This window comes from Kribbella rubisoli (assembly GCF_004217145.1).
In the GTDB taxonomy this organism is placed as follows: domain Bacteria; phylum Actinomycetota; class Actinomycetes; order Propionibacteriales; family Kribbellaceae; genus Kribbella; species Kribbella rubisoli.
Genome location: NZ_SHKR01000011.1, coordinates 1,051,480 through 1,064,616, shown reverse-complemented (window position 1 = coordinate 1,064,616; position 13,137 = coordinate 1,051,480). Strand labels below are relative to the sequence as shown.

15 protein-coding genes are annotated in these 13,137 nt (G+C 68.1%); 8 read left to right on the top strand and 7 right to left on the bottom strand.

What is annotated here, in order from left to right; all coding sequences use genetic code 11:
* Positions 1 to 5 precede the first annotated feature (5 nt).
* Positions 6 to 971, top strand: a complete 966-nt coding sequence (locus EV645_RS07960) for a glycerophosphodiester phosphodiesterase (protein WP_130441238.1) — start codon at positions 6 to 8, stop codon at positions 969 to 971.
* A gap of 75 nt (positions 972 to 1,046) precedes the next feature.
* Here the strand turns inward: EV645_RS07960 and EV645_RS07955 are convergent, their stop codons facing one another.
* Positions 1,047 to 1,394: a PspC domain-containing protein gene (locus tag EV645_RS07955; RefSeq protein WP_130441236.1), complete on the bottom strand. Its 348-nt coding sequence runs from the start codon at positions 1,392 to 1,394 to the stop codon at positions 1,047 to 1,049.
* A 119-nt stretch (positions 1,395 to 1,513) separates the two neighbouring features.
* On the opposite strand from EV645_RS07955, the gene EV645_RS07950 reads away from it, so the two are divergent.
* The 4 genes from EV645_RS07950 to EV645_RS07935 are packed head-to-tail and all read left to right on the top strand — an operon-like array spanning position 1,514 to position 4,009.
* Positions 1,514 to 2,254, top strand: a complete 741-nt coding sequence (locus tag EV645_RS07950; protein WP_130441234.1) for a PASTA domain-containing protein — start codon at positions 1,514 to 1,516, stop codon at positions 2,252 to 2,254.
* A gap of 49 nt (positions 2,255 to 2,303) precedes the next feature.
* Positions 2,304 to 2,795, top strand: coding sequence for a SigE family RNA polymerase sigma factor (locus EV645_RS07945; protein ID WP_130441232.1), 492 nt, complete (start codon positions 2,304 to 2,306; stop codon positions 2,793 to 2,795).
* Positions 2,792 to 3,640 carry a PASTA domain-containing protein gene (locus EV645_RS07940; RefSeq protein ID WP_130441230.1) on the top strand — a complete coding sequence of 283 codons (849 nt, stop codon included), beginning with the start codon at positions 2,792 to 2,794 and terminating at the stop codon, positions 3,638 to 3,640. The genes EV645_RS07945 and EV645_RS07940 overlap by 4 nt, the downstream gene beginning before the upstream one ends.
* 33 nt (positions 3,641 to 3,673) lie before the next feature.
* Positions 3,674 to 4,009: an MmcQ/YjbR family DNA-binding protein gene (locus EV645_RS07935; protein WP_130441228.1), complete on the top strand. Its 336-nt coding sequence runs from the start codon at positions 3,674 to 3,676 to the stop codon at positions 4,007 to 4,009.
* Here EV645_RS07935 and EV645_RS07930 read toward each other — a convergent pair.
* Entirely contained in the window at positions 3,969 to 4,553 is a 585-nt protein-coding gene (locus tag EV645_RS07930; protein ID WP_157997026.1) for a GNAT family N-acetyltransferase, read from the bottom strand. The genes EV645_RS07935 and EV645_RS07930 overlap by 41 nt on opposite strands.
* A 233-nt stretch (positions 4,554 to 4,786) precedes the next feature.
* Between EV645_RS07930 and groL the strand changes: the two genes are divergently transcribed.
* Positions 4,787 to 6,412 (top strand): chaperonin GroEL, encoded by a 1,626-nt coding sequence (gene groL, locus EV645_RS07925; protein WP_130441224.1) that lies wholly within the window; start codon positions 4,787 to 4,789, stop codon positions 6,410 to 6,412.
* Positions 6,413 to 6,533: 121 nt separating this feature from the next.
* Here groL and EV645_RS07920 read toward each other — a convergent pair whose 3' ends face one another.
* Positions 6,534 to 7,469, bottom strand: a complete 936-nt coding sequence (locus EV645_RS07920; RefSeq protein WP_198681512.1) for a glycoside hydrolase family 6 protein — start codon at positions 7,467 to 7,469, stop codon at positions 6,534 to 6,536.
* A gap of 122 nt (positions 7,470 to 7,591) precedes the next feature.
* The gene (locus EV645_RS07915) at positions 7,592 to 8,005 is read right to left on the bottom strand and encodes a guanyl-specific ribonuclease (protein WP_130441220.1); all 414 of its coding nucleotides are present in this window, start codon (positions 8,003 to 8,005) and stop codon (positions 7,592 to 7,594) included.
* Positions 8,006 to 8,219: 214 nt separating this feature from the next.
* On the opposite strand from EV645_RS07915, the gene EV645_RS07910 reads away from it, so the two are divergent.
* Together EV645_RS07910 and EV645_RS07905 are read left to right on the top strand one after the other, a co-directional pair.
* Positions 8,220 to 9,158 (top strand): GNAT family N-acetyltransferase, encoded by a 939-nt coding sequence (locus EV645_RS07910; RefSeq protein WP_130441218.1) that lies wholly within the window; start codon positions 8,220 to 8,222, stop codon positions 9,156 to 9,158.
* 121 nt (positions 9,159 to 9,279) lie between these two features.
* Entirely contained in the window at positions 9,280 to 9,735 is a 456-nt protein-coding gene (locus tag EV645_RS07905; protein WP_130441216.1) for a hypothetical protein, read from the top strand.
* 6 nt (positions 9,736 to 9,741) lie between these two features.
* Here EV645_RS07905 and EV645_RS07900 read toward each other — a convergent pair whose 3' ends face one another.
* The 3 genes from EV645_RS07900 to EV645_RS07890 all read right to left on the bottom strand — a co-directional run bounded on the left by EV645_RS07900 (position 9,742) and on the right by EV645_RS07890 (position 13,127).
* Complete coding sequence (locus EV645_RS07900) at positions 9,742 to 10,929, bottom strand: Fic family protein (RefSeq protein ID WP_198681511.1); 1,188 nt, start codon at positions 10,927 to 10,929, stop codon at positions 9,742 to 9,744.
* Between the two features lie 174 nt (positions 10,930 to 11,103).
* Positions 11,104 to 11,853 (bottom strand): FHA domain-containing protein, encoded by a 750-nt coding sequence (locus EV645_RS07895; protein ID WP_130441212.1) that lies wholly within the window; start codon positions 11,851 to 11,853, stop codon positions 11,104 to 11,106.
* Positions 11,850 to 13,127 (bottom strand): vWA domain-containing protein, encoded by a 1,278-nt coding sequence (locus EV645_RS07890; RefSeq protein ID WP_130441210.1) that lies wholly within the window; start codon positions 13,125 to 13,127, stop codon positions 11,850 to 11,852. Before EV645_RS07890 ends, EV645_RS07895 begins: the two co-directional genes overlap by 4 nt.
* Positions 13,128 to 13,137 lie beyond the last annotated feature (10 nt).

Genomic DNA, 13,137 nt, shown 5'->3' with positions numbered 1-13,137 from the left:
GATCCATGTTGGTGATCGCGCATCGGGGAGCGAGTGGCTACCGCCCGGAACACACGCCGGCGGCCTATCGGCTGGCCGCGGCACAAGGCGCCGACTACCTGGAACCTGACCTGGTCGCGACCCTCGACGGCGCCCTGGTCTGCCGGCACGAGAACGAGATCTCGAGTACGACGGACGTCGCCGAGCACCCGGTCTTCGCCGACCGGAAGATCACCAAGATCGTTGACGGGACAGCTGTCACCGGCTGGTTCGTCGAGGACTTCACGCTCGCCGAGCTCCGCACCCTCCGCGCGCGGGAACGGATGCCCGCGCTCCGGGCGAACAACACGGCGTACGACGGTTTGGAAGCGATCCCCACCTTCGACGAGGTGGTCGAGCTGGCGCGGCGGGAGTCGGCGCGGCTCGGTCATCCGATCGGGGTGATCCCCGAGATCAAGCACCCGGCGTACTTCCGGCGGCTCGGACTGCCGCTGGAGGAGCTGCTGACGGAGCGGATCCTGGCGCTCGGACTGCGCGACGACGAGGTCATGGTGCAGTCGTTCGAGCCGACGAGCCTGCGACGGCTGTCGGTGATGACGCGGGTGCCGCTGGTGCAGTTGATCGACTCGGAGAGCGCGCCGAACGACTTCCTGCGTACCGGTGACGGCCGCACGTACGCCGACCTGATCGAGCCGGCCGGACTGCGGGAGATAGCGACGTACGCTCACGTGCTGGCCCCGCACAAGGACCTGGTCATTCCACGTACTGCGGACGGTTGCCTGGGGGAGCCGACCCGTCTGGTGGAGCAGGCTCAGCGCGTCGGTCTGGCTGTGCAGGTGTGGACGTTCCGCGCGGAGCGCCGCTTCCTGCCTACTGCGACGGACTACTCGACAGAGCTGAAGCGTTTTGCCGCTCTGGGGCTGCAAGGTGTCTTCGCCGACCACCCGGACCAGGCGCTGGCTGCACTCCGCTGGCCCGCACTGAAGGTCTAGACAGCCGCAGGCGGAGTGACCGCCGCTGCGGTCACCCCGCCGGGTTCTCTGCGCCTTCTACAGGCGCAGAGTGAGTCATGCGGCCGGGGGCTTGTTGTTGGTCGTGGTGTCGTCGTAGATCCGGGAGGCGATGTCGTTCTCGGTCGAGTCGTGCTGCTGGTTCTGGTTGACCGACTGCTGAACGTTCTGCCACACGGCCTTGCCGTCGGACTCCGGGATCACGATCCACGCCACCGCGTAGCCGATCATCGCGGCGCCGCCGGTGATGAGGGTCAGGCCGACCCAGCCGAGGCGGACCAGGGTCACGTCGACGTTGAGGTACTCGGCGATGCCGCCGGAGACCCCGGAGAGCATCCGCTGGTTCGAGGAACGACGGAGGACCTTGCCGGACAGGTTCTGGAACGGTGCGTTGGAGTTCGTCATGGCTCCACTGTCCCGTTTCCGCACCGTTCACGGCATCCGGATCGGTACCGACCGACCCCTGATCCGCCCCTGACGACTTTCGCTACCGGAGTACGCCGTCAGCACCCACACTTAAGGGTGTGGAGCCCCTGCGCACCAGTCGGACCCGCGGCGTGCTGGCATCGGCTGCCGCCGCGATAACCGTGCTGGCCGTGATCGGCGTGACCAACGCACTGAGCTCCAACGGCAGCGGGACGCTGATCACCACCCCTGAGCCGCCCCCGGGGCCGGTGGCGATGCGGATGGTCGGCTACGGGCACGCAGCGATCGCCGTACCGAAGGTGTGGGGTACGAACGCCTCTCGCTGCGGCATCCCGCACCGCGACACTGTGCTGATCGACGATCCGGCTGCGGCCTCGTACTGCGACCTGCCGCGTCCGCCGGACGTCGACAGCGTGGAGCTGGGCACTGACCCGCCGAGCGGCTTCCGGGTCGACGAGACGTTCACCTTGAACGGAGTACCGGCTGAGCGCCGTCGGACGACCTGTGCAAGCGACGGAGTGTGCTGGGGCGCAGTGGGCCTGCCGTCGTTGCACGTCTGGTTCCGTGCCTCGTCGTCGACCAGTGTGGGCGAGGTGAACGACATCCTCGCGCGGATCGAGATCCTGCCGGACCGGGTCGGCGTACCGAGCTCCCGGTCGCTGGACGACGGCCGGGACAGTACGGCGTACGTGGAGCGCCTCCGGGAGCTGGGGCTCAAGACCGAGATCAGCACCAGGACATCGACCGTCTACAAGCCTGGCCGCCTGGTCAGCATCTCCCCGTCTCCCGGAACCCTCCTGAGCCCAGGCGAAACAGTCACGCTGACAGTGATCAAGTAGAGGGAACCTGCGGCGGCCATCACCCTGTCTGTACGGGTGAGGAGGGGGTATGGACGACTTCAGCGAGTACGTCACCGCACGCTGGCCCACGCTGGTCCGCAGCGCGGTCCTGCTCGGCTGTACTCCGCCTGAAGCCGAAGACCTCGTCCAGACCGCACTGGAGCGCTGCCTGGTCAAGTGGAACCGGGTCCGCGCCGCCGACGACCGCGACGCGTACGTGCACCGGGTGTTGGTCAACTGCTTCCGCTCCTCCAGACGGCGCCGGTGGCACGGAGAGCGGCCGTCTGCAGTGCTACCCGAGCACGCCGACGTCGATCCGACCGCTGGTATCGACGAAACGGACGCTGTGATGCGCGCACTCGACGGACTGCCCGACGACCAACGGACAGCCGTCGTACTGCGGTACTACGCGCACCTGACCGAACTACAGATGGCGACTGTCCTGGACGTAGCCGCCGGCACGGTCAAGAGCCGCCTGTCCCGTGCAGTGAAGGCCCTCGCACAGGACCCACATTTGGCAGAACTGCGAGACCCCCGATGAAGCTGACAGACCTACTGGAACGCACTGCCGAGCAAACCCCGGTCGGCCCACCCCCACTGGACACCCTGTACGCCGGAGCAGCCCGCCGACGCCACCGCCGTACTGCGGGAGTCGTCGCCGCGGCCGCAGTAGCTGTCGGGTCTGTCATCGGTGCGTCGACCCTGCTGACCTCTCGTACGCCGACCGCCCCAGTCACCTCGCCTACTCCTGTCCCGCCTGCGATGAGACTGGTCGGCTTCGGCCACGCTGCGATCGCTATTCCGGCAGACTGGCCGACCAACAGGAGCCAGTGCGGTACTCCGATGCAGGACACGGTCCAGATCGACGACCCGAGCGCTCGGCTGTACTGCATGGCGTTCCGTCCCGCCGGGGTCGAGAGTGTGGGGCTGTACTACGGCAGCCCGCGGGCCGAGTTCCGTGCGGATGAGACGTTCGAGATCGGCGGAGTACGCGCCGAGCGGCAGCGGACCACCTGCTCGACGTCCAACTACCCGAAGGCCAACAGGAACACGACGACCTGTGGCGGCACGGTCAGCATCCCGTCCCTCAAGGTGTGGTTCCGCGCCGAGTCGTCCACGAGCGCCGCGGACGTCGACCGCATGCTCAGCCGGATCCAGATCGTGCCGGGCCGGTCCGGCGTGCTCAGCCCTTGGACGGTCACGGGGCCGCCGACAGGCCCACTGGTGGGCAACTACACGCCGCTGCTGGCCGCTGCCGGGCTGAAGGCGCAGTACAAACGAGTGAAGTCGCCGAGCTACCCGACCGGCACGATCATCAGTATTTCGCCTGCGGCGGGCACGATGCTGCCTGTCGGCTCGACGGTGACAGTCACGATCGCGCGCTGAGAAACTGTCGGTGGGGGTGCCTAGCGTTGGGGTATGGATGCGCAGGCGGTGGTGAAGGTGATGACTGGGTTGCCGGGCGCCGAGGAGCATGAGGGGTGGGCCGGGCAGCCGGTCTTCAAGGTCCGCAACAAGAGCTTCGCCTACATGTCCGAGGACCAGACGCACCTGCATCTCAAGGCCCTCCGGGAGGAGCAGGAAGCGCTGGTAGCGGAGGATCCGGAGGCGTATGCGCCGTCCTGGGCAGGTGGGCGGTTCGCCTGGGTGCTCATCCGGCTCGAGTTGGCGGACGGCGAGGAGCTGCAGGAGCTCATCACCGAGGCCTACCGCCTCACCGCCCCGAAGTATCTGGTTGCTCAGCTGAGCGCCTGACCAGGACCCACTGCGGGCTGGTGCGGCTGACCTCGGTGAAGCCGGCGCTGAGGTAGACCGAGAGCGGGCCGCGGTACAGGTCGGCGGACGGGATCCGGCCCGCCACGCCGGTGTCGACGGCGCAGGCCTCGACGCTGGAGGCGCCGTACGACTGCGCCAGCTCGACCGCGCCGTGGACCAGCTCCCCAGCGACGCCCTTGCGGCGGTTGCCGACCGGTACGACGAAGCAGGTGATCACCCAGGCGTCCGGGTGATCGGTGCGCCAGTTGGGGGACGCCACGATGCGTGGGTACGCCGTACGCGGGGCGACCGCACACCAGCCGATCGGCGTACCTCCGTCGTACGCGAGGACGCCGGGGGGACGCTCACCGTCGACGACCTGCGTCCGGAGCAGCGCGCGGTTGGCGGCCGGCGGGCTGTCGGACCAGGCCTTGCCGCGGAGGCGGAAGTACTGGCAGAAGCAGCGGGACGGGTCGCCGCGCTCACCCATCACCGTCGCGACGTCGGGCCAGGAGTCCGGGGCGGCCGGACACAGCGTCACCATGGGTTCACCGTAGCCGGGGTCCGGCTTGCACTCGCTTGGGTCGAGTGCTAATACTTGGTTAGCACTCCAAGGGCGAGAGTGATAAGTGCTCGCGCCTCGGGAGTGTGCAAGAAGACGGCCTCGATGAGGTGCCGGAGCGCGGCGGGACATGAGCGTCGCGGGTCGGTGCCGTCCGTCGCGGGCATCCGGGCCGGCTGGACCACATTGACTCGACGCGGGAGGACTCGCGGAGAATGCCCAAGCTGATTGCTTTCGATGAAGAGGCGCGCCGCGGCCTCGAGCGGGGTATGAACACCCTCGCCGACGCCGTGAAGGTGACGCTCGGCCCGAAGGGCCGCAACGTCGTGCTGGAGAAGAAGTGGGGCGCCCCCACGATCACCAACGACGGTGTCTCCATCGCCAAGGAGATCGAGCTCGAGGACCCGTACGAGAAGATCGGGGCCGAGCTCGTCAAGGAAGTTGCCAAGAAGACCGACGATGTCGCCGGTGACGGCACCACGACGGCCACCGTGCTGGCCCAGGCTCTCGTCCGCGAGGGTCTGCGCAACGTCGCGGCCGGCGCCAACCCGATGGGCCTGAAGAAGGGCATCGAGAAGGCGACCGAGGCTGTCAGCGAGCAGCTGCTGGCGCTCGCGAAGCCGGTCGAGACCCGCGAGCAGATCGCGGCGACCGCGTCCATCTCGGCCGCGGACACCCAGGTCGGCTCGATCATCGCCGAGGCGATGGACAAGGTCGGCAAGGAAGGCGTCATCACCGTCGAGGAGAGCAACACCTTCGGCCTCGAGCTCGAGCTCACCGAGGGTATGCGCTTCGACAAGGGCTACATCTCGCCGTACTTCGTGACCGACACCGACCGGATGGAAGCGGTTCTCGACGACCCGTACATCCTGATCGTCAACAGCAAGATCTCGAGCATCAAGGACCTGGTCCCGGTGCTGGAGAAGGTCATGCAGACCGGCAAGTCGCTGGCCATCATCGCCGAGGACATCGAGGGCGAGGCGCTGGCGACCCTGGTCGTCAACAAGATCAAGGGCACCTTCAAGGCCGTCGCCGTCAAGGCGCCGGGCTTCGGTGACCGCCGCAAGGCCATGCTGGTCGACATCGCCGTCCTCACCGGCGGCGAGGTGATCTCCGAGGAGGTCGGTCTCAAGCTGGACTCGGTCGACCTGGAGCTGCTCGGCCAGGCCCGCAAGATCGTCGTCACCAAGGACGAGACGACCATCGTCGAGGGCGAGGGCGACGCGGACCAGATCGGCGGCCGGGTCAACCAGATCCGCGCCGAGATCGAGAAGTCGGACTCCGACTACGACCGCGAGAAGCTGCAGGAGCGGCTGGCCAAGCTGGCCGGTGGCGTTGCGGTGATCAAGGTCGGCGCGGCCACCGAGGTCGAGCTGAAGGAGCGCAAGCACCGCATCGAGGACGCCGTTCGCAACGCGAAGGCTGCCGTCGAGGAGGGCATCGTCGCCGGTGGTGGCGTGGCTCTGCTGCAGGCGTCGGTGATCGCGTTCGAGAAGCTGGACCTCGAGGGTGACGAGGCCACGGGTGCCGCCATCGTGCGGTCCGCGGTCGAGGCGCCGCTGAAGCAGATCGCCGTGAACGCCGGCCTCGAGGGCGGCGTCGTGGTGGAGAAGGTTCGCAACCTCGAGCCGGGCTGGGGCCTCAACGCCGCAACCGGTGAGTACGTGGACCTGATCAAGACCGGCATCATCGACCCGGCCAAGGTGACGCGCTCCGCGCTGCAGAACGCAGCGTCGATCGCGGCCCTGTTCCTCACCACCGAGGCCGTCATCGCCGACAAGCCGGAGAAGGCAGGAGCCGCCCCGGGCGGCGCGCCCGACATGGGCGGCATGGACTTCTGACCTGAAGTCCGACAGCACACAGCACAGGCAGTAAAGAGCGGTCCCGGGCGATGCCCGGGACCGCTCCTTTTTGCTGGGGAGGTCCACCCACATCCCCGTCTTCGCCGAGTCGTGGCGTGGCTCAGGTGCCGGTTATTAGGTGGTGGGCGAGTACGGGGGAGAAGGTTCGGACGGGGAGGGTGGGGGTTTGGCCGCAGGGGCCGTCGGATTCGCCGGGGGTGCGGAGCCAGAGGTTGAGGTCTGCTGGGGCGGTGGATCGGGCGGGGGGAGTGCCTAGTTTGCGGGCGGGTGGGTTGCAGGAGCTGCCGTCGGAGCCGTTGCCGTTGCGGCTGGTGTCGACGATGAAGTGGGAGCCGCCGCCGAGCGCCTGCAAGATCGCCGTACCGCGGCTGACCGACTCGGAGGTGGTGAAGTAGTTCGCAGTGTTCAGTGCGAAGCCGCGGACCTTGCCGACGTCGGCTAGTCGCAGCCGCCGAGCTATCTCCTTCGCGTCGCCGGACGCCACGTTCCCCGCGTCCAGATACACCCAGGTGTTCACGTTCTTCACCGCGAGCAGCCCCACGGCGTACTTCAGCATCGCGATCCGCCCGTCCCACTGCGCCGGCGGGAAGCAGTCGAGTCGCGCCAGCGCATCCGGCTCGAGTACGACGACGGCCGGCCGTACGCCGATCCCGTCGGACAGGCCCGCGATCCACGCCCGGTACGCCGCCGCAGTCGCCGCCCCGCCGCCGACGCCGCAGGGTCCGCCGGGGAGGTTGTCCGCGACGAGAACCGGCAGCTTGTCGGCCCGGTCAGCAGCCATCGTGTACGCCGCAACAGCCGCCTTCACGTCCCCGCTCCACGTGCCGAACCATCGCGCCGACGCTTGCCCGGCGATCTTCGACGCGAGCTCGGTGTCCTCGGGATGCCGTCGTACGTACGCCGCCGCGGCCGAGCCGGGGTCGACGTAGAAGCCGTTGGTCAGCTTCAGCGGATCGCCGCTCGCTTCGGCCAGCCCGGTGTCGGGCCGGCCGAAGGCGAGCAGCGCGGCGGACAGCAACAGACCAGCAGCTACCAAACGGCCAGCTCGGCCAGCAAGAGCACCAGGGCGGCGGCCCGGTCGCGGAGTCGGCATCGGTGAGGCGTCCTTCCATCTGTGGAGTGATCACTCAACGTGCCGACGAGACTACTCTCTGGGTTTCAGCTGTCCTCGTCGACCTCGCAGAACGAGGCGTAGTGGTCGCCGGTGTAGTAGACGTGCTCGGGGTCGGTCGTCGCCCCGCCGCCGATCAGTCGGCGGGCGCCGCGGTCGGACGAGCCAGGCGTCTTCACGGTGTACTCGTGGTAGTAGCTGCTCGACTCGTCGGGGAGGATGCCCTCCCGGTTCTGGAAGACGGTCCCGTCCTGCCGGTACGGGAACGGTCCGCCGGAGTGGATCAGGGCCAGGGTGTTGGCGGCCTGCGAAGGCAGGGAGCTGAGCGCACAGGTGTCGATCGCAGCAGGTGCGCTGACGACGTACCTGCTGGAGGTCGGGGTGGAGGTCGGGGCGGCGTAGGCCGTGGAGCCGAAGGCGGCGGTGGTCGCCAGGACCACGGCGGCGATGAGGGTTCTCATGGTGGGGACGCTGCCCCGGCAGACAAACGTTCGTACATCCCAGGTGTGAATAACAGGTGGACTATGACCCCGTCCGCACCTTAGAGTCTGGCCCGGCGAGACCAATCCAGGAGTGGAAGGAGCGACCGATGAGCACACCGACTTGTTTCCCGGCGCACCCGATCCGCTCCTCCAGCTCGCACTGAGCGGATCCGCGCCTCCTGCTGGAGGATCTGTGACGATTCGCAACACCGTCGAGGCCGACCTCGACACCATCCTTGCTCTGATCGAGCAGCAGAAGTCCGTCAACACCGTCACCCACGAGCGGTACGTCGAGTATGTTGCCGACGGCTACTACCGGCACGACTGGAACTGGGTCGTGGAGGAGAACGGCGCGATCCAGGCCCTCGCGATCTGGTGGGGCGCTCCGGGCGAGGAGTTGCCGTTCAGCATCGACGGCCTGTACTACACCGGCGACGGCGACCCGGTCCCCGCGTGGACCGACCTGATCAAGCACGCCCTGGCGTCGAGGCCTGCCGATGCCGAGCCGCCGGAGTACCACTTCTTCCTGACCAGCGACTGGCAGGACCAGCCGGACGTTGTCGCCGCCGTCGAACCACGGGCCAAGGCGGCCGCTGCGGCCGGGCTCACTGCGATCACCGATCGGCTGCGGTACGAGTGGAAGCCGGAGTACGGGCTGCCGCCGCGCTCGACCCGGCTGCGGTTCGAGCCGGCCGACGACGAGGCGTTCGTCGACGTGTTCATGCAGGTCAGCCAGGGCAGTCTGGATGCCGCCACGGCGCGGGAGATCGCCCGGGTCGGGGTCGAGGCCGCAGCCCGCGAGGAGCTCGACCTGTACAAGGCGATGCCGAACAGCGACCGCGCCTGGTGGCGGCTCGGGTACAACGAGGACGGCAAGCTGATCGGGTTCGCGATTCCGTCCGCGAACGCGGGCGGACCGACGGTCGGGTACCTCGGCGTACTGCCGGAACACCGCGGTCACCGCTACATCGACGAGCTGCTCGCCGAGATCACCCACATGCACGCCGAGCTGGGTGCCGAGCACATCAGGGCCGACACGGACTTCGGCAACGTACCGATGGCGAAGTCCTTTGAACGCATGGGATATCGGAACTTCGCAGTCCGCCGGGTGCTGTCCTTCCCGGAGAGCTGAACTCGCCCGGCCGAAGCTGAACTCGCCCGGCCGAGGTGCAGACGAGCGACGACCTCGCGCCCTATGCTCCCTGACATGTCAGATAGCTCCGGGGGGAGCGGGGAGCGGGGGAGTCGCTGCGATGCGTGACATCGCGTTGATTCTGCATGTCGCGGCCGGGATTCTCGCCGTGCTGTTCGGCCCGCTCGCGATCGTGCTGACGTTGCGGCGGCGCGGGCTGAACTGGGCCGGCGAGGTCTACCACTGGACGATCGCGCTGGTCTGCCTGACCGCGCTGGTGATGGTTCCGTACGACTGGGGCCGGCTCTGGTATTTCTGGCCGATCACCATCGCGTCGTACCTGTTCGTCTACCTCGGCCAGCGCTCCGCGGAGGCGCCCGGCGGACTCTGGTACCGCGGCGTCCTCCGTGGGTACGGCGGTGGCTGGATCGCGCTCTGGACCGCCATCGCGATCGTCAGCCTCCCGCACCACCCGTGGGCCTGGGCGATCCCGATCGTCGTCGGCTCGACCGTCGTCGAATGGCTCTGCTTCAACCCGTCGCCGACCTGGATCAGGCAGCCCCAACCCGGCGGGTGAGAAACCTTAGGTCTTGTTGGGGTCTTGCCGGTAAGGAACCGCTCGCTTGGGCCGCTCTTCCCGGGTGTTTCCAGACTCGGTCGCCGCGGCGCGTTCGTAGTCGGTCAGCACGTCGAATACCTGAGGAGCTTCGAACATTCGGTAGCGCTGCTGGTCGCCAACTGGTCGGATGACGTCAGCAGCGGTCAGGCTGTCGATCGCCGCGAAGGCGGCGGACCGACTGGCCCGGGTCAGCCGGATGACGTCGTCCGCGGTCACAACGGGGTTGGCAATCAGTTGGGGCAGCAGTCGATCAGCGGCACTTCCGGTGCGAGGCCGAGCGTGCGTCCGCCAGTCCTGCTGTACCTGTTCGAGCAGACCTAGCAAGTTCACGGCATCGGCCGTCGCTCTGCGAGTTGCACTGAGGAAAAGGTCGAGCCAGTCGCGGATGCCGGCCAGCGCCTCTGTGCCGGCGGCGTCGCCGACGTACCGGAACCGGGTCAGAGCGCCGACGTAGGCGGAGGCGCGGGTGGCCAGGGTGAGACTGATCGGTGGGACGTAGTTCCGGGCGAGGCCTCGGCGTTTGAGCACCACGTGAATCAGAGCGCGTCCGGTACGGCCGTTGCCGTCGGCGAAGGGGTGGATGGTCTCGAATTGCGCGTGCACGAGACCCGCCTGAACTGTGCCGGGAAGGTCGTCCCGGTTCATGAAGAGACAAAGATCGGCGAGCAGTTGCGGCAGGTACTCGGGTGGCGGCGGGACGAACACAGCCTGGCATGGGTTGAAGTCGTTACCGCCGATCCAGTTCTGCGTCGTGCGCACCTGTCCGCTGATCTCCGGCTGGTCCGAGTGCTCCATCAATGCCGAGTGGATGTCCAGCAGGTGCTGCAGTTCGACTGTCGCGGCGTTCGCAACGTTGTCCACCGCATGCTGCATCGCCATGACATTGCCCAGGACCGCGTCTGCGGTGGCATCGCGGTCGGGGATGCCGGCTGCGATCCGTGCCTCATGTCTGGCCAGGCGCCTGCTGTTGACCTGCAACCCCTCGATCTTGGATGAGGCCACCGCCTCCGCGCGAAGCAGGAAGCGTGCGAGTTGCTCGAGCCCTTGGTCCGGAGCTCCTTCGAATGCCGCCAATGCGCGTTCCGTGTCGGCCACGTCAGCGGCCAGTTCCGTGCTCAGATCGAGAACGTGTGTGCCCAGAAGGTCCGGCACGTACGCTGAATATTCACACGGTCGGCGGTACTTGCGCGGCCCGAAAGCATCTGGTGCACCTCGCCAAATGGCCGTTAGTTGCTGGCTCAAACCTGGACTTCCTCTCGTTTAAGTCCAGGTTATCGTAACAACCTGGACTTAAACCGAAAGTTGATCCCGGTGCAGCACGAACTTTCAGGCCTGGCCGGCCTGTTCTTCTGGGGTGGCTTTGCGTACGACGAGGCGGGTCCAGGCGCCGACGTAGATGCGGTCGTCGGGGTTCAGCTCCTGGCGCTGGCCGGGGATGATCGGGTCTTCCGGGAGCGGGCCGGCGGCGGAGGCGACGTACGTGCCGTTGGAGGACTGGAGGTCCTCGACCCACCAGCGCTGGCCGTCCGTGGTGAGCTGCGCCTGGCGGCGGCTGACGCCGGTGTCGTCACCGCAGTCGATCTCCGGGTGGATGTTCCGGCTGCGCGACGGGCGGCCGATCAGCAGGCTCTTCTCGGTCAACGGGATCACCGTCGGCAGACCGGGCGACGGACACGGGTCGTCGCTCTGCTGTACGGCGTACCAGTCGGGGTCGACCCACTGCTCGACGACCCACTCCGCAACGGCAGCGGGCGGCGCCGGCGGTGTCGGGCCGGACGATGAAAGGTCCAGCGGCGACGCGGCTCGCGGCATGGTGCCGGTGGTGAAGTCGTAGCCGCAGTTCTCGCAGAACAGTGCGTCGGCGGACGCCGGCTCCTGGCAGTTGGGGCACGACTGGCCGACCGGGGCCGCAGCCGGCGTGGCAGCAGCCGGCGTGGCAGCCGGACCAGGCGCTGCGACAGCGGGCGCTGGTACGGCGGCTGCCGCCGGAGTCGCGGCGGCGCCGATCGGCAGCCCGCAGACGTCGCAGTAGTCGGTCGAGGTGGACGGGTGCCCACTCGGACAGTTGACGGTCATTTCTTCACCCGGGTGGTCTTGGTGGAGGCCGTGTCGAGTGCCATCTCGTCGGCCTTCTCCACAGTCCGCTTCAGCCGCACCGTACCCGTTTCCTGGTCGTCGATGTCGACAACCTTGCGCAGCCGCGTGGTTGCTTCCTCGTTGCCGGTCGCGGCCGCGAGCTGCACCGCCCGGCCCAGCTTCGTGGTCGCAGTCGCCGTGTCGCCGGCGGCCTTGGCAGCCAGACCGTCCTGGATCGCCTGCGCCAGCTCGGTCTGTCCGGTGTAGTGAGCGACCTCCGGGCTGATGCGGGTGGTAAGCGCCTCATCGGCCGACCACAGCGCCTTGACCAGGCCTTGCGCGACGGTCTGATCGCCGATCACCAGCTGCACGCGGGCGGCCAGCTGCTCCTGCCCGATCGCCCTCGCAGCCAGCCGGATCGCCACGTGGTAGTCGCGGGACTCGTCACCCCACGAGCCGGTCGGGTACGAGCCGGTGAGCGGGTTGATCGCCGTACGACGGGATGTCAGATCCTCGACCGTCGGCGCGACCTGCCGCACGAACAGCACCTCGGCGCCCTGCGGCGCCCACACCCGCAGGTCTGCCTGGGCGACACCGCGGCTCATCGCGTTCTGGATCAGCTTGGAGAACTCTGCGGCCAGCTGGTCAGGGGCCGGGATGATGTCGACCGTGCCGAGCAGCGCCTGCGCGATCCGCCGTACCTCGTCCACCTGCCAGGCCACGCCGACGCCGCGGGTGTCGCACTGGAACTGGCCGGTCACCGACTCGATCGCCTGGGTCAGCGCCTCCGGCGTCTCGTGCTGGTTCTCGCCGTCGGTCAGCAGGATCGCGTGCTTCTGGGACAGCGACGGCACGGTCGCGAAGACCCGCGAGGCCAGTCGCAGCCAGGTGCCCATCGCCGTACCGCCGTCGGCGTAGAAGCGGGACACCGCGTCCTTGGCCGCCTGCCGGGTGTACGGGTCCATCTTGACCATCACCGGCTCCGAGGACGGCGGGAACGCGAGCTGCGCCCGGTCGTTGCCTGAGATCACCGCGAACCAGACCCCGTCGAGGATCTGGTCGAGTGCGGTCTGTGCGGCGTACGCCGCTGCCTGTACGCCGTCGCGGCCCATCGAGCCGGACGTGTCGACGATGATGATCTCGCCCGCGTCTCCGCTACCGGACTGCCCGGCCGCGCCGGCACCGGTGCAGTTCACCGTGACGATCGCGTGTACGTCGGTCCCGCCGTCGGGCAGGAACTCGTTCTGGTACACGCTGGCGGTGAAGTCGGCCATCTCGGGTCCC